17 protein-coding genes and 3 pseudogenes are annotated in these 21,210 nt (G+C 65.7%); 13 read left to right on the plus strand and 7 right to left on the minus strand.

Features of this window, described 5'->3' with window-relative positions:
- Nucleotides 1-10: 10 nt before the first annotated feature.
- Together ECTPHS_RS09095 and ECTPHS_RS09100 are read right to left on the minus strand one after the other, a co-directional pair.
- Nucleotides 11-259, minus strand: coding sequence for a BolA family protein (locus ECTPHS_RS09095; protein ID WP_040405667.1), 249 nt, complete (start codon nt 257-259; stop codon nt 11-13).
- An 83-nt stretch (nt 260-342) separates the two neighbouring features.
- Entirely contained in the window at nt 343-1,305 is a 963-nt protein-coding gene (locus ECTPHS_RS09100; protein ID WP_008932444.1) for a patatin-like phospholipase family protein, read from the minus strand.
- Between the two features lie 120 nt (nt 1,306-1,425).
- On the opposite strand from ECTPHS_RS09100, the gene ECTPHS_RS09105 reads away from it, so the two are divergent.
- Nucleotides 1,426-2,172 carry a YdcF family protein gene (locus ECTPHS_RS09105; RefSeq protein WP_008932445.1) on the plus strand — a complete coding sequence of 249 codons (747 nt, stop codon included), beginning with the start codon at nt 1,426-1,428 and terminating at the stop codon, nt 2,170-2,172.
- A gap of 15 nt (nt 2,173-2,187) precedes the next feature.
- Here the strand turns inward: ECTPHS_RS09105 and ECTPHS_RS14795 are convergent, their stop codons facing one another.
- A complete protein-coding gene (locus ECTPHS_RS14795) occupies nt 2,188-4,269 on the minus strand; it encodes a hypothetical protein (RefSeq protein WP_008932446.1) in 2,082 nt (693 codons plus the stop codon).
- Complete coding sequence (gene yegQ / locus ECTPHS_RS09115; protein WP_008932447.1) at nt 4,242-5,597, minus strand: tRNA 5-hydroxyuridine modification protein YegQ; 1,356 nt, start codon at nt 5,595-5,597, stop codon at nt 4,242-4,244. The genes ECTPHS_RS14795 and yegQ overlap by 28 nt, the downstream gene beginning before the upstream one ends.
- Nucleotides 5,598-5,749: 152 nt before the next feature.
- On the opposite strand from yegQ, the gene apbC reads away from it, so the two are divergent.
- The 9 genes and pseudogenes from apbC to ECTPHS_RS09150 all read left to right on the plus strand — a co-directional run bounded on the left by apbC (nt 5,750) and on the right by ECTPHS_RS09150 (nt 13,785).
- Complete coding sequence (gene apbC, locus ECTPHS_RS09120) at nt 5,750-6,835, plus strand: iron-sulfur cluster carrier protein ApbC (protein ID WP_040405670.1); 1,086 nt, start codon at nt 5,750-5,752, stop codon at nt 6,833-6,835.
- Nucleotides 6,836-6,849: 14 nt separating this feature from the next.
- Nucleotides 6,850-7,197, plus strand: a pseudogene (locus tag ECTPHS_RS15175) (dCTP deaminase); the annotation flags it as partial.
- 57 nt (nt 7,198-7,254) lie between these two features.
- Nucleotides 7,255-8,271, plus strand: a pseudogene (locus tag ECTPHS_RS15180) (dCTP deaminase); the annotation flags it as partial.
- A gap of 60 nt (nt 8,272-8,331) precedes the next feature.
- Nucleotides 8,332-8,550: pseudogene (locus ECTPHS_RS15185) on the plus strand (dCTP deaminase); the annotation flags it as partial.
- A gap of 178 nt (nt 8,551-8,728) precedes the next feature.
- Nucleotides 8,729-9,358 carry a TatD family nuclease-associated radical SAM protein gene (locus ECTPHS_RS09130; protein ID WP_008932450.1) on the plus strand — a complete coding sequence of 210 codons (630 nt, stop codon included), beginning with the start codon at nt 8,729-8,731 and terminating at the stop codon, nt 9,356-9,358.
- 2 nt (nt 9,359-9,360) lie between these two features.
- Complete coding sequence (locus ECTPHS_RS09135) at nt 9,361-10,320, plus strand: TIGR01212 family radical SAM protein (protein ID WP_008932451.1); 960 nt, start codon at nt 9,361-9,363, stop codon at nt 10,318-10,320.
- Nucleotides 10,320-11,336 (plus strand): peptidase U32 family protein, encoded by a 1,017-nt coding sequence (locus ECTPHS_RS09140; protein ID WP_008932452.1) that lies wholly within the window; start codon nt 10,320-10,322, stop codon nt 11,334-11,336. Before ECTPHS_RS09135 ends, ECTPHS_RS09140 begins: the two co-directional genes overlap by 1 nt.
- Complete coding sequence (locus ECTPHS_RS09145; RefSeq protein ID WP_008932453.1) at nt 11,333-12,226, plus strand: U32 family peptidase; 894 nt, start codon at nt 11,333-11,335, stop codon at nt 12,224-12,226. The genes ECTPHS_RS09140 and ECTPHS_RS09145 overlap by 4 nt, the downstream gene beginning before the upstream one ends.
- Nucleotides 12,223-13,785, plus strand: a complete 1,563-nt coding sequence (locus ECTPHS_RS09150) for a DUF116 domain-containing protein (protein ID WP_008932454.1) — start codon at nt 12,223-12,225, stop codon at nt 13,783-13,785. The genes ECTPHS_RS09145 and ECTPHS_RS09150 overlap by 4 nt, the downstream gene beginning before the upstream one ends.
- A 5-nt stretch (nt 13,786-13,790) precedes the next feature.
- Here the strand turns inward: ECTPHS_RS09150 and hemW are convergent, their stop codons facing one another.
- From hemW to rph, 3 genes are all read right to left on the minus strand, one after another.
- On the minus strand, nt 13,791-14,969 hold the full coding sequence (gene hemW, locus ECTPHS_RS09155; RefSeq protein WP_008932455.1) for a radical SAM family heme chaperone HemW: 1,179 nt from the start codon (nt 14,967-14,969) through the stop codon (nt 13,791-13,793).
- Nucleotides 14,970-15,224: 255 nt separating this feature from the next.
- Nucleotides 15,225-15,818 carry an RdgB/HAM1 family non-canonical purine NTP pyrophosphatase gene (gene rdgB, locus ECTPHS_RS09160; protein ID WP_008932456.1) on the minus strand — a complete coding sequence of 198 codons (594 nt, stop codon included), beginning with the start codon at nt 15,816-15,818 and terminating at the stop codon, nt 15,225-15,227.
- Nucleotides 15,819-15,935: 117 nt separating this feature from the next.
- The gene (gene rph, locus ECTPHS_RS09165; protein WP_008932457.1) at nt 15,936-16,652 is read right to left on the minus strand and encodes a ribonuclease PH; all 717 of its coding nucleotides are present in this window, start codon (nt 16,650-16,652) and stop codon (nt 15,936-15,938) included.
- A gap of 353 nt (nt 16,653-17,005) precedes the next feature.
- Here rph and ECTPHS_RS09170 point away from each other — a divergent pair, with 353 nt between their 5' ends.
- From ECTPHS_RS09170 to ECTPHS_RS09180, 3 genes are all read left to right on the plus strand, one after another.
- Nucleotides 17,006-18,967 (plus strand): TonB-dependent siderophore receptor, encoded by a 1,962-nt coding sequence (locus ECTPHS_RS09170; RefSeq protein ID WP_168044658.1) that lies wholly within the window; start codon nt 17,006-17,008, stop codon nt 18,965-18,967.
- Between the two features lie 27 nt (nt 18,968-18,994).
- Nucleotides 18,995-20,242, plus strand: coding sequence for an NAD(P)/FAD-dependent oxidoreductase (locus ECTPHS_RS09175; protein ID WP_008932459.1), 1,248 nt, complete (start codon nt 18,995-18,997; stop codon nt 20,240-20,242).
- Between the two features lie 73 nt (nt 20,243-20,315).
- Nucleotides 20,316-21,182: a YicC/YloC family endoribonuclease gene (locus tag ECTPHS_RS09180; RefSeq protein ID WP_008932460.1), complete on the plus strand. Its 867-nt coding sequence runs from the start codon at nt 20,316-20,318 to the stop codon at nt 21,180-21,182.
- Nucleotides 21,183-21,210 lie beyond the last annotated feature (28 nt).

The raw sequence follows: 21,210 nt of genomic DNA on the forward strand, positions 1-21,210 counted from the left end.
CGATGAAAAATCAGGCGTTCGGGTGCTTTTGCGCCCATTCCTCCGGGGTCATGGGGCGAATGGACAGGGCGTGCAGGGCACCGCTGGTGATCTCCCGCCTGACAGTGGCGTTGACCCTCTGTTCCCGCTTGAGGCGGCTGAGTCCGGCGAAGGATTCGCAGATGACCACGGCCTCGAAATGGCCTTCCTGGCCGCTGACGGTGACTTGGGCGTCGGGCAGCCCGGCGGCGATGAGCGCTTGTACCTGTTCTGGGGTCATGATTTGATCAATGGCAATCCGTGGTTCGGGGCTCCTGATCATAACGGATCGGGAGTCGGGAGGTCATGGTGGTCCGCTGCTGTTCAGTGTTTCCCGAGCAGCGCCTTCAACTCCTTGTGCAGTTGTTCCGCCGCCGGCCGGGACTGTTCGAAAATGGTCTCGAAACGGTAGAACTCCAATACCCGCACATTGCTGATCTTTGGGCGGATCAGGATGTCCGGTCGGACCCGCCTGAGTTTTTCTTCCAGGATCGAGAACTGCATGATCTGGAAGGTGTTGAAGCTGTTGTCGAAGTAGGACGGGTTGCCGTTGCCCGCACCGTTGACGCCGCCATTACCGTTGTTCGGCTCCCGTGTACCCAGCACGTCCACGGCGATGGTGATGTCGCAATCCTCCAGCAACAGATCATAGGGCACGGGGTTGGTGAGGCCGCCGTCCACCAGCACCCTGTCGCCCACGGTGACCGGGCTGAACAGCCCGGGCATGGCCATGCTGCCCTGGACGGCGGGCCAGAGATCACCGCTGTCGAAGATCGCCATGCGCCGTTCCCAAAAGTCGGTGGCCACCACCTGCAGGGGGATCTGGAGTTCCTCGAAACGGCTCACGCCGGCGGTATCCTTGAGGAACTTGATGAAGGCGTCCGACTTCATCAGTCCGCCCTTGGCACCGAAGGGTTCCAGGAACTTGATCCAGCGGGTCCATTCCCGGTTCAGCAGGGAGTCGAACCAGGATTCGTCATGGGCCACCGTGAGGGTGTCGATGGCATCATGGATATCCCGGGACGACAGGCCCGCCGCGTAGAGCGCCCCCATGATGGCGCCGATGCTGGAACCGGCGATGCGGTGCGGGACCACGCCCAGTTCCTCCAGCACTTCGAAGATGAGCACATGGGACAGGCCCCGGGCGCCGCCGCTGCCCAGCGCCAGTCCGACCCGGGGTGTCCGGCCCGCGGCGGCCGGACCGGGCAGGCCGGCAAGGGCGGGCACGAGGGCGGCGACCATCAGGGCCTTGAGGGCGCGACGCCGACCGGGATCGAGGGCGGTCATGGGCAAGGTCTCCTTTTCTGTAGAATGCCGTGTTGATCATACCGTGTCCGGAGGCCGCTGCCGAAGCGGGCATGTTGCCGGTCGTCGGCCCGATTGCCTGCCAAGTCCGTGGAGAGACGCATGGCCCTGGAACTCTTGCTGATGCCGCCTGCAAGCCCCCTGCTGCTCGTGCTGACGGGGGTGTTGTTTTGGCGAGCGTGGATGGGGCGGACCCTGGTGGTGCTGGGCCTGCTGTTACTTTATCTGGCCTCGCTGCCGATGGTGTCCCATGCGCTCACCGGTGCCCTTGAAGATCGGGCCCGTGCCGTGCAGGCCGCACCGGATGAGGCCGGTGCCGTCGTCATCCTGGCCGGTGGAAGGCGAGCGGATGCCCCGGAATACGGCGCCGACACGGTGAACCACTTTTCCCTGGAACGGGCCAGGTATGGTGCCTGGGTGCATCGACAGACCGGTCTGCCGATCCTGGTCAGCGGTGGGCGGGTGGGGGGTGAAGAACCCCTGAGCGAGGCAGAGCTGATACAGCAGGTGCTCACCGGGGAATGGGACGTGCCCGTGCGCTGGGTGGAGGATCGAAGCCGTAATACCTGTGAAAACGCCCTGTTCAGTGCCGAACTGCTGCTGGCCGAAGGCATCGGGCACGCTGTCCTGGTCACCCACGCGGTGCATGTGCCCCGGGCGCGCTGGTGCTTCGAGCAGACCGGGTTGACCGTATCCGCCATGCCGACCTATTCCCGCCGTCCGGACCCGCGGTCGACGGAGGGGTTTGACGGACGGGGCCTGATTCCCCAGGCGGCTGCCCTGGAACGCACCCGCTTTGCCCTGCACGAGTATCTGGGCATGGTCTGGTACCGGATCAGGTATCGCTGAGCCTCGGGGAAATGTTCAATCGTCCTCACCCGTCGAGAACTCCCCGGACTGCACCGCGCTGACCAGCCGGTGCACCAGATCCCGCCAGGCCACCTGGCGGGTGAAGCCGACCACCTGGATCCGGGGCAGTCCCGATCCCTGGACGATGAAATACCCTCCCATGGGCGCCGGCGCCACCCCGCTCATCTCGCATACATCCCCGCGCAGGCGGCAGGACAGGCCCAGTTGGCGGTAGGAGAAGGACTCGAAGAAGCGCAGGAAGCCGGTGCCCAGCGCCCCGCCCACGCCGCCGCCCAGACTCACCAGATTATCCACCGCCCGTTGGCTGATGCGGCGCCGGAAATGACCCTCCAGGGGGGTGTGGAGGGCGGCATCGAAACGGACCGGTTCCCAGTTCACCAGCACCAGGTCATGCACGTGGCCCTGCAGTCGCCCCTCGATCCTGCCGAAGGCAAAGGTGCCGGTGATGGCGGCCAGATCCAGGTGGCTGATGTCCAGGTCGCCGGAGAGTACCGGTGCCACGCCGAAGGGGTCTTGCAGGCGCAGGTTGCGCATCATGATCAGGCCGTCGAAGGCATGGATCAGCAGTCGTCCGCCGACGCTCAGTTCGCCCCCCTGGTAGCGCACCCGGGGGATGACCCCGGCCAGGGTGCCGGTGAACAGGGGGCGGTCCACCGCAGCGGCCAGCAGCTCCATGGCAATGGGGGTGATCCGGCCATCGAATTCCATCACCGGGTCATCGGTGGAGAGGGCCTGCGCCCTGAGTGTCTCCACTTCCAGCGCGCCGTCCAGGATCGGAATCCGGGCCGGCTCCAGCAGTCGCAGGCCGTCCTGTTCCAGTTGCAGTCGCAGGCGGGTATTGCCCAGGGGGATGCGATAGACGTGTCCGCCCACAAAGCCCAGGCTGCTGGCGGGTGGGATCTGTGCCGCGCTCCACAGGAAGCGACCGTCCAGGCCGTAGAGGCCCAGGCGTCCCAGTCGGTCGTCCAGGTAGACGTCCACGGCGGTCAGTGCCGCCTGGGACAGCTCGCCCTCCCGGACCTGCAGCCGGGCCGAGACCAGTCCCAGGGTTTCCAGGTCTTCCAGCACCGTGCCGTGGAGAAAGGGTTGGAGAAAGGTTTCGTACAGGACCGGCAGACGCCCCCGGCTCAGGATCAGGTCGGCCTCCCGAAGGGGTGGATCCCGCCGGGTGTCCAGATGCAGTCTGCCCACCACCTGCAGGGCCTCCCCCCAGGTCAGATCCAGCTGCTCCACCCGCAGTTCGCCACGTTGCGGTGAGCCGTTGAAAGTCAGTCCCACCCGGCCGGGGGCCTCGGGCGAGGACTCGGCATAGACCGGGTGGATGTAGCTGCCTCCCTCGGACCAGGTCAGATCCAGCCGGCCCTGCCAGCCACCGGCCTGCTGTCGGGCTTCCATGGCCAGGTCCATGGCCAGGTCTTCTCCCGCCAGGGTGCCGTCGGCGGCGCTGAAGGCGCCGGAGCGCCAGGACAGTCGGGATGAAAGATGCCCCAGGCCGTCGTCACCACCGGTGGCCTGCAGGTGGCCGGATAGGAAGCCCTGCAGCATAAGGTCGTCCAGGGGAATATCTGGTGCGGGCGAGGACAGGGCCGCGAGCAGACCCGGCAACTCCGCCACGGGCAGGGCCTGAAGGGTTGCCGTCGCCTGCCAGTGTCCCGGACCCAGCAAGAGGCGTACTCGAAGCCCGTCCATCCGTTCCAGTTCAAGGGCCAGATCCAGATCCAGCCGACCGTCCAGGCGCAGGGCCATGCGGCCCGTACCGCTGCCATATCCCAATGCCGGGTGTCGCCATGTGACCTGCAATTGCGGGCAATCCAGGGTGATGTTGTCCAGCCCGCCTCCCCGGCACTGCAGCCGGACCTGCCGCAGTGCCCCCAGGGGTTCCGGGAGCCGGAGTCGCTCCACCTGGAGATCCAGGGTGTCCCGCTGCCCCAGGCTCAGGTCCAGGGTGACGCCTGCCATGGACCAGCCGTCACCCTGAATGTCTCCGATGCCCAGGCGCAGACCGTCCAGGGCCAGGGCCGGGCCGGCCAGTCCCGCGGCCAGCAGGATCAGGGTTGAGAGGAGGAGGCGTCGCAAGGTGTTTGAGAGGTCCGCGAGTCCATGTACCGTACCACCAGACCCAGGTGGTAATCCCCCTCGGACAGGGGGATCCGGACCCGGTAGCCCGCGCCCGGCGCCTCCGCCATTGCCTCTCCCGCAAGGCTGAACAGGGCTTCCAGGACCAGTTCGCGGCTGCCCGCCGGGGTCATCACCTCCAGGCGATCTCCCACCGCAAACTTGTTCTTTACCTCGATCTCCGCCAGCCCGGTGTCGGGATCAAAGCCCAGGATCTCTCCCACGAACAGCTGGCGGGCGGATTCCGAGTGTCCCCGTTCATAATTCTGTGCGGTGCGGTCCTTGTTGCGGGTGAGGAAGCCGTCGGTATAGCCCCGGTTGGCCAGCCCCTCCAGGTGATCCAGCAGTCGCGGATCGAAGTCCCGGCCCGCCGCCGCATCGTCGATGGCACGGCGATACACCTGGGTGGCGCGGGCGGCGTAGTAGTGGGATTTGGTCCGGCCCTCGATCTTCAGCGCGTCCACCCCGATCTCCGTCAGTCGCCGCACATGCTCCACCGCCCGCAGGTCCATGGAATTGAGAATGTAGGTGCCGTGCTCATCCTCCTCCACCGGCATGAACTGTCCGGGCCGTTCCCCTTCCTCCAGCAGGAATGCCTCGTTCGCCCGTGGATGACGTCCCCCGGCGGCTTCCTCCATCGGCAGCAGGTCGCCGGTGTCATCGGTCCGGGCGGGGTGCAGGCGGTAGCGCCACCGACAGGAATTGGTGCAGGCTCCCTGATTGGCATCCCGGTGATTGAAGTAGCCCGACAGCAGGCAGCGCCCGGAATAGGCGATGCACATGGCTCCGTGCACCATCACCTCCAGCTCCATGTCCGGGCAGTCCTGACGGATGCGGCTGATCTCCTCCAGGGACAGCTCCCGGGACAGGATCACCCGGGACAGGCCCAGCCCCTGCCAGAAGCGTACCGAGGCCTGGTTCACCGTATTGGCCTGCACCGATAGGTGCACCGGGATCTCCGGCCAGGTTTCAAGGACCATCAGGATCAGGCCCGGGTCCGACATGATCAGCGCATCCGGTGCCAGGGCCACCACCGGGGTCAGATCCTTGAGGAAGGTCTGCACCTTGGTGGGGTGGGCGGCAATATTGGCGGCCAGGAAAAATCGGCGGCCCGCGGCGTGGGTGGCCTCGATCCCGGTCTGCAGTCGTTCCAGGGTGGAAAAGTCGTTGTTGCGCACCCGCAGGGAGTAGCGGGGCAGGCCGGCGTATACCGCATCGGCGCCATAGGCCAGGGCATAGCGCAGGTTCTTCAGGGTGCCGGCGGGGGCGAGGAGTTCGGGGGTTTTCATGGGAGAAATGATACTTCAGTTGCAGCCTTGACGTGGGAGCGACCCCGGTAAACCCTTTATCGGCAGGGGGATTCAGCCTCCCCATGATCCCATGGTGTAGAATCCCGGCATTGCATGATGAATCCCCCGACGAATTCCCCGAGGAAGGTTTGATGTCCCAGGTGTCCCGCTTGCAGGTTGAAACGGCTCTCAAGGAGATCCAGGATCCCTACATGGACAATGACTTGATGTCCACCAAGGCCGTCAAGGATATCCAGGTGGATGGCGACAGGGTCGGCATCCGGCTGACCCTGGGCTATGCCGCCGCCGGCTGGCACGATGCGCTGCGCCGGGCCGTGACCGAGCAGGTGGGGCGCATCCAGGGTGTCGCCACGGTGGATGTACAGGTGGAGACCCGCATCGTCTCCCACGCAGTACAGAAGAATCTCAAACCCCTTCAGGGGATCAAGAACATCATCGCCGTGGCCTCCGGCAAGGGCGGAGTGGGCAAGTCCACCACCGCCGTCAACCTGGCCCTGGCCCTGGCGGGGGAGGGGGCCAGCGTGGGCATCCTGGATGCCGACATCTACGGCCCCAGCCAGCCCCGCATGCTGGGCATCTCCGGCAAGCCGGAGACCCGTGACGGCAAGACCATGGAGCCGATGGAAAACCACGGCATCCAGGCCATGTCCATCGGTTTTCTCATCGATGAGGACACCCCCATGATCTGGCGTGGCCCCATGGTCACCCAGGCCCTGGAGCAGCTGTTGCGGGACACCAACTGGAAGGCGCTGGATTATCTCGTCATCGACCTGCCCCCGGGCACCGGCGACACCCAACTCACCCTGGCCCAGAAGATTCCGGTGAGCGGTGCCGTCATCGTCACCACGCCCCAGGACATCGCCCTGCTGGATGCCCGCAAGGGTCTGAAGATGTTCGAGAAGGTGGACGTGCCGGTGTTGGGGGTGGTGGAGAACATGAGCATCCACATCTGCTCCAACTGCGGTCACGAGGAATACATCTTCGGCCAGGGCGGCGGCGAGCGCATGGCCCGGGACTACGGCGTGGAGTTCCTCGGCGCCCTGCCGCTGGATGTCCATATCCGTGAGCAGGCCGACGGCGGCCGCCCCACCGTGATCGCTCAGCCCGACAGCCGCATCGCCGAGATCTATCGGGAGATCGCCCGCCGCACCGCCGCACGCCTGGCCGCTCAGGCCCGGGACTACAGCGCCAAGTTCCCCAACATCGTCATCCAGTAAAGGCAGGTCGTTTCATGTCGATCAAATCGGACAAGTGGATCCGCCGCATGGCGGCGCAGGGCATGATCGAGCCCTTCGAGCCGGGGCAGGTGCGGTACGCCGGGGAGGAGCGCATCATCTCCTACGGCACCTCCAGCTATGGCTATGACGTGCGCTGCGCCGACGAATTCAAGGTGTTCACCAACATCAACTCCACCATCGTGGACCCCAAGTCCTTCGACGAACGCAGTTTCGTGGACGTCAAATCGGACGTCTGCATCATCCCCCCCAACTCCTTCGCCCTGGCGCGGACGGTGGAGTATTTCCGGATTCCCCGCAATGTGCTGACCATCTGTCTGGGCAAGAGCACCTATGCCCGCTGCTTCCGGGGAGACACCCGAGTGGCTCTGGTCGACGGCTCGGCGCCGACGCTTGAAGACATGGCCCGGCGGTCGGAGGACGGTGAACTGTTCTGGGGTTATAGCATTGGTGAGTATGGTCGTCTGATCGTGACCTTGCTGGAGTCCCCCCGTTTCATCGGACGTGATGCCCTGATGGCGGTGACCCTGGACAATGACGAGGTCATTCATTGCACACCGGATCATGAGTTCCTGCGTCGGGATGGTCGACTCGTTCAAGCCCATGAACTGCGGGACGGTGACTCCCTGATGCCGCTCTATCGGCAGCTGGCGCGGGGTTACGAGGTGGTGTACCAGCCCCTGAACGGACATCTCTATCCCACTCACCGGCTGGCCGATGAGTGGAATCTGCGCAACGGGATCTATCCCGACATGCCGGGCAGCCATCGTCATCATAAGGATTTTGATCGCCGCAACAATATGCCCTGGAATATCGAGCGCATGGCGGCTTCCGAGCATATCAGTCTTCATAACGGCAAGACTTACGGGGAAGAGTTCGACCCGGATGAACACAGCGAGGCCATTCGCCAGGCGCTGGCGCGCCTGCGTCAGGATCCTGCCTGGCTGACGCGATTCAAGGAAGCGCAGCAGCAGCGTGCCAGAGCGTTTTGGGAGGATGAACGTTATGCCTCCGCACGTCAGGCGTTGTTGCGCAAGCATGCCGATAACTGGACGCCAGCCCGTCGTGAGCAGCAGCGCGATGCGATGATCGATTATTTCTCCGATCCGGTCGCCCGGGTCAGGGCGGGCGAGATATCCCATCGTGCCTGGTCACGGGATGAAGGTGTGCGCAGGGCCCGTCAGGCTGAGTTTGCCCGTGGGATTCGTCTTCGCCAGGACATCACGGTCGAGAACGTCCGCGAGGCCCTGGACCGAACGGGCTCCATCCGCGGTGCGGCTCGACTGTTGAATTGCGATCGCTCGGTATTTCGCCGTTTCCCGCAGGAGCTTGCCGCCTTCCGTGGACAGGGCCGAACAGGTACCCACAACCACAAGGTGGCCTCGGTCCGGGAACTGCCCGGCGACCACGATGTGTACTGCCTCTCCGTGCCCGAGGCCGGTAATTTCGCTCTGGATGCCGGCGTATTCGTTCGAAATTGCGGCATCATCGTGAACGTAACCCCCCTGGAGCCGGAGTGGGAGGGGCATGTGACCCTGGAGTTTTCCAATACCACCCCCCTGCCGGCGCGGATCTATGCCAATGAAGGAGTGGCGCAGATGTTGTTCCTGGAGTCCGACGAGGTCTGCGAGACGTCCTACAAGGATCGGGGCGGCAAGTATCAGGGGCAACGGGGCGTGACATTGCCCAAGACCTGAGCGGCCCCGGCCGCGCATGGCGGGGTTGGCCTGCGGCACCGGCCAAGACTGATTCCAGAACATGACAGCGACCGCCAATTCATGTTTAATGGCGGTTTTCCCGGCGAGCCCACGCCGCGGTTTCGGGCGTCGGGTCGCGGCCCCGACCCCGGGCCGCAAGCCAAGAGGTAGCTTGAAGATGCAGCAACAGACGGCCGACCACCACGCAGACCCCGTGGTGGGCTACAGCCTACACAACCGCCGTTACCTGAACGTCACCAACCGTTGCACCCTGCGCTGCGCCTTCTGCCCCAAGTTCAACAAGACCTGGGAGGTGCAGGGATACCCCCTGCGGCTGTATCGGGAACCCACGGTGGAACAGATGCTCGACGCGGTGGGCGATCCGAAGGATTACGAAGCCGTGGTGTTCTGCGGCCTGGGCGAGCCCACCCTGCGCCTGGACGCCGTCCTGAGCGTGGCCCGGCAGCTCAAGGCCCGGGGCGCCCCCGCCATTCGCATCAATACCGACGGTCTGGCCAGTCTGGTCCACGGCCGGGATGTGACCCCGGAGATGGCCGGCTGCATCGATGCACTGTCCGTCTCCCTCAATGCCCAGGATGCCTTCACCTACGAGCGGCATTGCCGGCCCAAACTGCCCGGCGCCTATCCGGCCCTGCTGGACTTCGTGCGTGCCGCCCGTGTCCATGTGCCCGAGGTCACCGTCACTGCCGTCGACGGCCTTGCGGGGGTGGATATCACCGCCTGCGAAGCCATGGCCCGGGAACTGGGGGTGGGGTTTCGTCGTCGGGTTCTGGACCAGGTGGGCTGACGATGTCCACCCTCACCGACCGCGTCAACACCCTGGGCAGCCACCTGCGGGCACGGTACGGCCAGCGGGTGCACAAGCTCACCGTGAGCGCCGGATTCATCTGCCCCAACATGGACGGCACCAAGGGCCGCGGCGGTTGCAGCTTCTGCAACAACGCCAGTTTTGCCCCCCAGGGGCAGGACGGCGGCGCCGTGCGCCGGCAGCTGGACGAGGGCAGGGCCGTGGTGGCCCGGCGCACCGGCGCCCGCCTGCATCTGGCCTATTTTCAGGCCTATACCAACACCTACGCCGAGGTCACCCGTCTCAAGGCCCTCTATGATGCCGCCCTGGAGCAGCCGGGGGTGGTGGGGCTGTCCATCGGTACCCGCCCCGACTGCGTGCCCGACGAAGTGCTGGACCTGCTGGTTTCCTACCAGGAACAGGGCCATACCTTGTGGCTGGAGTTGGGCCTGCAGTCCGCCTTCGACGAGACCCTGGGCCGGGTCAACCGGGGGCACGGCTTTGCCGAATACCAGGACGCCGTCCGGCGTGCCCGCGGTCGGGGTCTGTCCGTGTGCACTCACCTGATCATCGGTCTGCCCGGCGAGACTCCCTGGCATCAGCGGGAAACCCTGGCCCGGGTCTTGAATGAAGGCACCGATGGCCTCAAGCTTCACCCCCTGCATGTGGTCCGGGGCACCCGCCTGTCCCGCCAGTGGCGCGCCGGCGAATACCGGCCCTGGACCCTGAACGAATATGTGAACACGGCGGTGGACATGATCGAGATGACCCCGCCCGAGGTGGTGTTCCATCGCCTGACCGCCACGGCGCGCAAGCCCCTGCTGCTGGCACCGGACTGGTGCGGCAGCAAGTGGACGGTGATCAACGCCATCGAACAGGAGCTGACACGGCGGGGGACCCGGCAGGGTGCGCGTCCCCTGCATTCAGACAGTCACCTTCCAGGAACCCAGGAGAGTTGTTGATGAACCCAGATCGTATGGAGCTGGTCTGTCCGGCGGGCGGCTTCCCGGCGCTCCGGGCAGCCGTGGACAACGGCGCCGATGCCGTTTATCTGAGCCTGCGCGGCGAGACCAATGCCCGTAACTTCCCGGGCCTGAACTTTGACCGCAAGGCCCTGCAGAAGGGCATTGCCTACGCCCGGGGCAAGGGCGTGAAGGTCTACATGGCCCTCAACACCTACCCCCAGCCGGATATCTGGACCGCCGCCACCCAGGCGGTGGATGTGGCCGCCGAGGAGGGCGTGAACGCCGTCATCCTCGCCGACATGGGGCTTTTGCGCTATGCCGCCGATACCCACAAGGATCTCACCCTGCATCTGTCGGTCCAGGGGTCCGCCACCACCGCCGATGCCCTGAACTTCTACCACGAGCGCTACGGCGTGGTACGCGCCGTGCTGCCCCGGGTGCTGTCCATGTCCCAGGTGGCGCAGGTGATCGAGCGGGCCAAGCTGGACATCGAGGTGTTCGGCTTCGGTAGCCTGTGCGTGATGGTGGAGGGCCGCTGCATGCTGTCCTCCTATGCCACCGGCGACTCCCCCAACACCAAGGGGGCCTGCTCACCCGCCCACGCCGTGCGCTGGATCGAGACCGGCCGCGGTCGCGAGGCGCGCCTGAACGGCGTGCTCATCGATACCTTCAAGCCCGGCGAGAGCGCCGGCTACCCGGTCATCTGCAAGGGTCGCTATCAGGTGGGCAGCTGCGATGACACCATCTATGCCATCGAGGAACCCACCAGCCTGAGCACCCTGGATATCCTGGCCGATCTGCTCAAGATCGGCGTCAAGGCCATCAAGCTGGAAGGCCGTCAGCGCAGTCCCGCCTATGTGGGCCAGGCCACGCGCGTCATGCGCCAGGCCCTGGATGCCTGTCACGCCAACCCCGATGCCTACACCCCGCGGCCGGAATGGGCCTCCCAGCTCGCCGGCATGTCCGAAGGACGCACCCAGACCCTGGGTGCCTTGCACAGAGCCTGGCAATGAAACTTTCCCTGGGACCCATTCAGTATTACTGGCCCCGCGAGCGGGTCATGGAATTCTACGCCGCCGTCGAACAGTGGCCGGTGGACATCGTCTACCTGGGCGAGACGGTCTGCTCCAAGCGCCGCGAGCTGCGTGCCGCCGACTGGCTGGAGGTGGCTGATCGCCTGGCCGCTGCCGGCAAGACCGTGGTCATGTCCACCCTGGCCCTGATGGAAGCGGAATCCGAGCGCCTGGCCCTGGAGCGCCTGGTGCAGAACGGTCGCTTCATGATCGAGGCCAACGATGCCACGTCCCTGGGCCTGTCCCTGGGCAAGCCCTTCGTCGCCGGCCCCAACATCAACACCTACAACGCCGGCACCCTGCGTGAGTTGCGGGACATCGGCGCGGTGCGCTGGGTGATGCCGGTGGAGCTGTCCCGGCATATCCTGGAAGCCATGCACAAGGCCCGGCCCGACGGACTGGAAACCGAAGTGCTGGTGTTCGGTCATCTGCCCCTGGCCTTCTCCGCTCGCTGCTTCACCGCCCGCGCCCGCAACCTGCCCAAGGATGACTGCCAACTGGCCTGCCTGGACTATCCGGCGGGGTTGCCCCTGGCCACCCAGGATGGTAGCGGCTTCCTCACCATCAACGGCATCCAGCTCCAGTCCGCCGATCCCAACAACCTGATCGAGGCCATGCCTGACCTGCGGGCCATGGGGATCGACGTGGTGCGCATTTCGCCGGAACCGGAAGGCACCGAGGCGGTGGTCAGGGCCTTCCGCGGTTGCATCGACGGTAGCCTGACCCCGCGTCAGGCCCTGGACGCCATGAAGCCCCTGTTCCCCCGCTTCTGCGACGGCTACTGGGAAGGTGACGCCGGCATGAACTGGCGGGAGAGCGTATCGGCATGACGGTCCGGCCCTGCCGGGTCTGGACCGACGGCATCGCGCCGGGGGCCGAGCAGGTGGCCCGGGACCTTCGCCATCTGGCGGGTTCCGTGGCCGCCGACGAGGCCAGGCTGCGATTCCATCGCTATGAGCCCACCGCCAGCCTGGGCCGTCACGAAGCCGTCTGCCACGGGGTCCGCGGCACCTACTGCGACGAGGCGGGCATTCCCGTGGTGCGCCGGCTCACCGGCGGGGGCGCCCTCTATCTGGCGCCGGGTCAGTGCTGCCTGAGTCTGACCCTGCCCCGTCACTGGCTGGGGGAGGGGGATACCCTCACGGCGCTGATGGCCCGACTCAACCGTGCCCTGGTACGGGCCTTGGTGGGTCTGGGCATTCCCGCCCATACCGCCTTCCCCAACGACCTGGAAGTGTCCGGGCGCAAGCTGGGGGCGGGGTTTCTGGCCATCGAGGCCGGTGCCGTTCTCTATCAGGCGGTGATCCTGGAAAGCCTGGATACGGAAGTCCTGCTCAAGGTGCTGCGGGCGCCGCGGGAAAAGCTCAGCGCCCAGGGCATTCTCAGCGCGCGCCACCGTTTCATCACCCTGGAGGAGCTGCCGGTCAGGGATCTGGACATGGAGACCCTGAAGGTCGCCGTCACCCGCTCCCTGCTTGGGGAGTTGGCGCTGGAGGGCATCATGACCGCGCCCGATCCGGAGAAGGGCGTCTCATCGCCGGACGTGCCCATGGATCCCGCCCTGGACGAGGACTGGCCGGAGAGCGCCGACCGCAGTTGGCAGGCTTTTTTGCCCACCCCCGGCGGTATCCTGCAGCTGCGCCTGTTGCCCGATGAAAGCGGGCGGGTGATCCGGGCGGCCCACTTCTCCGGCGCGGTGCATGTGGCACCGCCGGATCTGTTTCTCTCCCTGGCCGAGACCCTGGCCGGTGCGCCGATGGAGGCGGCGGAAGTGCGCATGATCCGCCGTTTGCGGGCCGAGGACGTTCAGCTTCCCGGGTTGGGTCCCGACGAATTGTGCCGACTGCTGCGCCTGACCCTGGGGCGTCGGGCCGAGCAGGGGCTGGGCCTGGATGTCCGACAGGCCAACCGGCTCATGGTCCACCGGCCTGAAGGGGTGGAAGGGGTCAGGGACATCCTTGGTCGGGCCTCGGTCATGCTGGTGCCTTACTGTGCCAAGCCCGCCTGGTGCGACTGGCGTCACGAGGATGCCTGCCCTGAATGCGGCGGCTGCGACGTGGGGGAGGCTTATCGTCTGGCCCGGGAGCGGGGCATGAAGGTGGTGACCATCACCCGCTATGAGCACCTGTGTCGGGTGCTGGAGCAGATGCAGGCGGATGGCGAACCCGCCTATGTGGGCATGTGCTGTCGGGATTTCTATCAGAAGCGTATCCATGCCTTTCGCGCCGCCGGCATTCCGGCGGTGCTCATGGACATCACCGGTGCCAACTGCTACGACCTGAACCAGGAAGAGGCCGCCTACGCCGGCGAGTTCACCGCCGAGGCCGAACTGGACATGGGGCTGGTGGAGAAGGTGATGGTGTGGGTGCCGAAGAAGCCGACGGATTGATCACCTCAATCCTTCTCGTCCGGTCCTTCCGCGGGCAGGAACAGCCCCACCAGGTCATTCAGGAACCGTCGCCCCGTCGCGGTCGCCACCAGCCGCGATGGGTCATCTTCCAGCAGTCCCCGGGCCACCGCTTCCGACCTTGCCGGCTCCAGGGCCTCCAGCCCCAGGCCCGTGTGGCGGGTAAAGAGGGTTGACGGTACGCCCTCCACCAGCCGCAGGGCATTGAGCATGAACTCGAATGCCGTTTCCTCCGGGCCAAGCACCCGCTCCCCGTTCAGCGCACGCCCGGCCCGTGCCCCTTCCATGAAGGCCGCCGGCTGGCGGTGACGCCAGCGGCGCAGGATGCGTCCCTCCGCCGGTAACGTGAGCTTGCCATGAGCTCCGGCGCCGATGCCCAGATAATCCCCGAACTGCCAGTAGTTGAGATTATGTCGGCACTGTCGCCCGTTCCCGGCATAGGCTGAGACCTCGTAGTGCGCAAACCCCCGGGATGCCAGGCGGGCCTGCCCCTCGGTCATCATCGCCCACTGGGTGTCCTCGTCGGACAGGGTGGGAGGGGCGGCGGCAAAGGCCGTGTTGGGCTCCAGGGTCAGTTCATACCAGCTCAGGTGCTCAGGCCCCAGATCCATGGCCGTGTCCAGGTCAGCCATGGCCTGGGCCACCGTCTGGCCGGGCAGGCCGAACATCAGGTCCAGGTTCAGGTTTTCGAATCCCGCCGCCCGCGCCGCGGCCACCGCCTCCCGGGCCTCCCGCCCCGTATGGATGCGGCCCAGTGCCTCGAGCAGGGCATCGTCAAAGGTCTGGATCCCCATGGACAGGCGGTTCACCCCCGCCGCCCGGTAGCCCTCGAAACGGGCCTGTTCCACGGTGCCGGGGTTGGCCTCCAGAGTGATTTCCGCATAGGGGCGGCAGATGAGGCGGGCGCGGATCGCCGACAGCAGATGTTCGATGGCCTCGGGGCTCAGCAGGCTGGGGGTGCCGCCGCCGATGAAGACACTGTCGATGCATCGCCCCCAGACCATGGGTAGTTCCGTCTCCAGGTCCGCGATCAGGGCCTCCACATAGGCCTGTTCGGGAATCTTGTCGGCGGCATGGGAATTGAAGTCGCAGTAGGGGCACTTGCGCACACACCAGGGGATGTGCACATACAGGGTCAGGGGCGGTGGCGGTTGGGAAGAGGGCATGGGATTTCAGTTTGCGGTGGCAAAGGTCCGGTCTTCAGTGTGCCGCAGCCGGTTATCTTTTTTGAGCCTCCAGGGAAATGCTGAACAGGCCCCTCGCCATCACTCCCGCGAAGGTGGGCGTCCCGGCAAGTTTCCCACCGTCACTCCCGCGAAAGCGGGAGTCCATGATTTACGGTCTGCGATTTACGGTCTGCGACTGGATTCCCGCTTTCGCGGGAATGACCGGATGCGCAATATCCGGTCGAGGGATGCCCCTTACCTCGACCCGCCCAGGCGCGCAAGCAGGCCGGCGAGCGCCTGACCCCGATGACTGCGCCGGTTCTTTTCCTCGGCGCTGATCTGTGCCGCCGTCAGTCCCAACTCCGGCACCAGGAACACCGGGTCGTAGCCGTGTCCGCCATCTCCCGCCGGTCGCAGGGCCACGGCCCCCTCCCAGGTCCCTTCGCAGAGGATCGGCGAAGGATCCCGGGCATGGCGCAGGAAGGCGATGACGCAGCGAAAGCGGGCGGTGCGCCGATCCTCCGCAACCCCCTTCAGGGCCTCCAGCAGCTTGGTGTTGTTCTGCTCGGCATCGGCGCCGGGGCCGGCGTAACGGGCCGAGTAGATCCCGGGCGCCCCGTCCAGGGCGTCCACCTCGATCCCCGAGTCATCGGCCATGGCCGGCAGGCCGGTCTGTTCGGCGGCATTGCGGGCCTTGAGGATGGCATTTTCCACAAAACTCAGCCCGGTTTCCTCGGCTTCCCTGACCTGGAAGTCGGACTGGGGCAGAATCTCATGGCCGCTGCCGGCCAGCAGATCCGCAAATTCCCTGACTTTGCCGGCATTGCCGGTGGCGAGCACGATTTTCATTCTTGGCTCCGAAACGCGATACGGTGGGAGTGGCCGGTCATCTTTCGCGGCCGAGGGCCGGCTCCCACAGAGGTCCGTGCCCGTGGGAGCCGGCCTGCCGGCCCCCATCCGGTGGACTCAGTTGCCCAGGGCCGCCTGCTGGGCCTGGATGATCTCGGCGATCCCCTTGCGGGCCAGGGCCAGCATGCCGTCCAGTTCCTCGCCCCGGAAGGCATGGCCTTCCGCCGTGCCCTGGATCTCGATGAAGCCGCCGGCTTCGTTCATGACCACATTCATGTCCGTTTCGGCGGCGGAATCCTCCAGGTAGTCCAGGTCCAGCACCGGCACGCCCTTGTAGATGCCCACCGAAACCGCCGCCACACTGCCGAACATCGGGTCTCGCTTGAGCTGCCCCCGGGCCTTGAGAGCGGCAATGGCGTCGCACAGGGCCACGTAGCCGCCGCTGATGGAGGCCGTGCGGGTGCCACCGTCGGCCTGGATGACATCACAGTCCACGGTGATCTGACGCTCGCCCAGCCCTTCCAGATTGACCGCCGCCCGCAGGCTGCGGCCGATCAGGCGCTGGATCTCCAGGGTGCGTCCACCCTGTTTGCCCCGGGCCGCCTCCCGGCCCATGCGCTCATGGGTGGCCCGGGGCAGCATGCCGTATTCGGCCGTCACCCAGCCCCGACCCTTGCCTTTCAGGAACGGTGGCACCCGTTCATCCACGGTGGCGGTACAGATCACCCGGGTATCACCGTACTCTACCAGCACGGACCCTTCCGCATGCCGGGTGAAGCCGCGGGTGAAGCGGATGGGGCGAAGCTGGTCCGGGGCACGGCCGCTGGGTCGCATGGGAAACTCCTGAATCGGGCAAATGGCCGGGGATTATAGCGTTCCAGACTGCCCTGATGTAGGGCGGCTTTCCTGTCCGTGCCGGGGTGGCGGGTGGCGACCTGTTGGTGTGGAAGGGCTGGAAGATCATTTATACTCCCCGAAAAAGGTTTCGCTCAAAATTATGTCCAGGGGGATGTCTTCCGTTGTTCCCGCCGCTGTCCGCGTCCGGAGTTCAGTCGTGCCTCCGTCCCGTCCCCTTCAGGATGTTGTTCTCCCGCTCATCCGGTCGGTGGTTCCAGGTTTTGTCCCGCGGATATGGCGGATACACCCAGGGAAGGTTGCGGACGACATGTGCCAGGATGAGAGCTGACATGGTTTGGTCATTGAAGGGATCCGACGCGATTTCAGGGATGGCCGTGCTGGTGGGTCTGGGGGTCCTGATGGCCGGGGCCTGTCTGCCCGCCGCCGCCGATGAACTGTTCGCCCTGGAGCAGGACTATTTCATGGATCTGCCGGTGGCTCTCACGGCTACCCGCCTGCAGCAGCCCCTGATCGAGGCGCCTGCCTCGGTCACCGTGATTGATCGCCAGTGGCTGGAAAGGAGTCAGGCACGCAGTCTGGCGGAGGTGCTCAGGATGGTACCGGGGTTCCTGGTGGGCGGTGAGAACGGCAACCGTCCGATTGTCACTTACCATGGTCTGGGTGAGCAGTTCGTGCGCCAGTTGCAGGTCCTGGTGGATGGCCGGTCCATCTATACCCCCACCAACGGTGGTGCCCAGTGGGGCAGCCTGGGCTTGAGTCCCGATGATATCGAGCGCATCGAGATCATCCGCGGCCCCAATTCCGCGGCCTACGGTTCCAACGCCTTTTTTGCCATCGTCAACATCCTGACCCGTCACCCGGCCGAAACCCAGGGGCGGCAACTGGTCACCCGCCTGGGTTCCCAGGGCATCCGGGATCTGTGGATACGCCATGGGGGCACCACGCCCCGGGCCGCCTATAGGCTGACCTACCATCACCAGGAAGATGACGGCTTTCGCGGCAAGCAGGATCAGCGCCGGCTGGATGCCGTGGATACACGCCTCGACTGGACGCTTTTGCCGGGCGTCACCCTGACCAGCCATCTGGGGGCTACCCAGGGGCAGAAGGGAGCCGATGGTGCTGCCAGCCGCATGAATCCCCCTCGCACTTTCGAGCGGCAGACGGAATACGTGCACCTGGAGCTCCACAACAGCCGTGACCCCGACGCCACCTATCGGTTGCAGTACTACTATCAGCATAACGACCTGACCGATGAATACATCGCCCTGGACTTGCAGGGCAACCCTTTCGACACCGATCGCAACTCCCGTTCACGGCGCCATGACCTTGAGGCGGAGTCCCATCTGAAGATCTCTCGCGCCACCCGAATGGTGTGGGGGGTAGGGGCGCGTCTGGACAGCTCCGAATCCCCCTATTTTTTCGACGGCCTGGATTGGGTGCACAACCGGCTTTACCGGGTATTTGCCAACCTGGAGTGGTCGCCCAACTCTCGCTGGCTGCTGAACCTGGGCGGCATGTACGAGCACAACGACATCACTGGCGATGACCTGATGCCCCGGGCGGCCCTGGTCTACATGCCCGACGAGTCCCACAGTTTCCGGCTGGTGGTTTCCAGGGCGATCCGCACCCCGAGCCTGGCTGAAGAGAAGGTGCGCACCGCCGACGGGGCCATTGCCTCCGGCGGCGGTCTGGCGCCCGAGGTGATACGATCCCTGGAGATGGGCCATCATGGCCACTGGGCCGGTGGCCGTCTGGTCACCGACATCAAGCTGTTTCGGAACAAGCTGGAGGATCTGATCCAGATCCCCTACACGGTGCTGTACGGCATCGAGCCGGAGGGAGAATTCGTCAATGCCGGCAGCATGATCCTGCAGGGCGTCGAGACCCAGGTGACATACCGGCCCGGTTCACGGGTGTGGCTGCATGGAGGGCTGTCCCTGTTGTCCAGTCGCGGCAGCGACCGCGAGGCCCGCCTGCAAGTCGAGTCCGTGCCGGCGCACATTGTCAACCTGGCCCTGTCGTTTGCCCCGTCCGAGCCCTGGCTCATGACCGCCGAGTATTACCATTATGACTCGGTCCGGTGGGTCGATGACCCGACCGGTCCCACCACCGATGCCGGTGATGGTTTCCTGGACCTGCATGTGCGTCGTGACCTGGGATCCCGGGCACAGGCGGCCCTTTCCCTGACCGATGTCCTGGCGCGGGGGTACGATACCCGTCCGCAAGGTTCGCTGATCAAGCCGAACCGCCGCAGCACCGAGGCCTATGTCAGCCTCCGGGTGGATTTCTGATATCTCCATGATCAGGAGCTGGACGACATGACTGCAGATGTGGTGATCATCGGCGCCGGACTCTCCGGCCTGGCCTGTGCGCTGACCCTGCATGAACAGGGGCGTGAGACGCTGATCCTGGAGGCCGCCGATGGGGTCGGCGGTCGCATCCGCACCGACTACCAGGAGGGGTATCTGCTGGATCGGGGCTTCCAGGTGCTGCAGACCTGGTATCCGGAGGCGCGGCGCTTTCTGGACTACGAGGCCCTGGAACTCAAGCCCTTCCACACCGGGGCCCTGGTGAGGATCCATGGGCGCACCCACCGGGTGAGCGATGTCTGGCGGCAGCCTTCCAGACTGCCGGAGATGCTCTGGTCGCCGGTGGGTCATTTGCCGGACAAGCTGCATCTTTTGCACCTGCGCCGCCGTTGTCTGCGGGGCGACCTGCGTGAGCTGTATCATCGTCATGAGCGCCATGCCCTGACCCATCTGCGGGAAATGGGGTTTTCCGAACGCATCATCGAACGGTTTTTCAAGCCCTTTTTCAGCGGCGTGTTCTTCGAGCCGGAACTGGAAGTGTCTTCCCGGGCCTTCGAGTTCGTGTTCCGGGCCTTTGCCCTGGGGGATACCGCCTTGCCCGCCCGGGGTATGGAGCAGATCCCACGGCAACTGGCCCAGCGCCTGCCTGTGGGCACGATCCGGCTCGACACCCGGGTGGATCGGATCGAGGGTAACCGGGTCTTTCCGGTCGCCGGCGAGCCATTGCAGGCCCGTCACATCGTCGTGGCCACCGACGGCCCCGAGGCCGCCCGTCTGCTGGGGCTGGAGGCATCGGAGCCGGTGCCTACCCGAGGGACCACCTGCGTTCATTTTGGCGCCGGACAGGCGCCTTTCGAGGGGGCCTACCTGATGCTCAATGGGGAGGGGCATGGCATCGTCAACAGCGTGCTGTGTCCCTCCGAGCTGTCCTCCCATTACGCCCCGGTCGGACGTGCCCTGGTGACCGTGAATGTCCATGGCGCCGAACACGATCCGGACGTTCTGGAGGCGGATATCCGTCGCCAGCTGACGGACTGGTTCGGCGCTGAAGTCAGTCAATGGGAGCGCCTCGCCTGCTATCGACTGCCCCGCGCCCTGCCGGTCCAGGCGCCGCCGGTTCCCTGGCCGGGCGAGGTCCCGCTGCGCCACGGCGAGCACCTGTGGTCCTGCAGCGAACTTGGGGCGGCCCCGTCGATCCAGTGGGCGCTGCACCTGGGGCGTCGCGCCGGCGAGGAAATCGCGACTGCCGGAGACTGACATGGGGTGTGGTCCGGGGGCCGGCATGAATGCGCTACAATCAACCCCACATTCGAGACCGCAAGGACACCCCATGATCCGCAGCATGACCGGATTCGCCCGTTGTGAATCCTCCGGCGATGTCGGCACCCTGGCCTGGGAACTGCGCAGCGTCAATCACCGTTATCTGGACGTGAGCACCCGTCTGCCCGAGGAGCTGCGCTCCCTGGAGGGGCCGGTGCGTGAGCGGGTCACCGCCCGGCTGGGGCGGGGCAAGGTGGAGTGCAGCCTTCGTTTTCGCAAGGCGGACAGCGCCGACAGCACTCTGGAGCTCAACGACGATCTGGCCAAGGAACTCATCACCACCGTGGTCAAGGTGGAGCACTGGATGATGAATGCCGCCCGCATGAGTGCCATGGAGATCCTGCGCTGGCCCGGGGTGGTGCGTCAGTCCGAACCCGACCTGCAGCCGGTGCATGCTGCCGCCCTGAGCCTTCTGGACCAGGCGCTGGAGGCACTGATCGACCATCGTGCCCGGGAAGGCGCCCATATCCATGGCCTGCTGGAAAGCCGCTGCCGGGCCATCGGCGAACAGGTGGCTCAGGTGCGTGCCCGTCGGCCGGAGGTGGTGGCGGCCTTGAGGGAGCGCTTGCGCACCCGTATCGGCGAGCTGGGTGTGGATCTGGAACCCGGACGTCTGGAGCAGGAGCTGGCCCTCCAGGCACAGAAGCTGGACGTGGCCGAGGAGCTGGACCGTCTGGACGGCCATGTGAAGGAGGTCCTGGCCTGTCTGCGGCGGGACGAGCCGGTCGGGCGGCGCCTGGACTTCCTCATGCAGGAGTTCAACCGGGAGACCAATACCCTGGGCTCCAAGGCCAACGACATGGAAACCACCCAGTCCTCGGTGGAGCTGAAAGTGCTGATCGAACAGATGCGGGAGCAGATCCAGAATATCGAATGAGATCCTGTCCTCGCCCACGCCACCCGAT

The organism is Ectothiorhodospira sp. PHS-1 (genome assembly GCF_000225005.1).
Classification (GTDB): domain Bacteria; phylum Pseudomonadota; class Gammaproteobacteria; order Ectothiorhodospirales; family Ectothiorhodospiraceae; genus Ectothiorhodospira.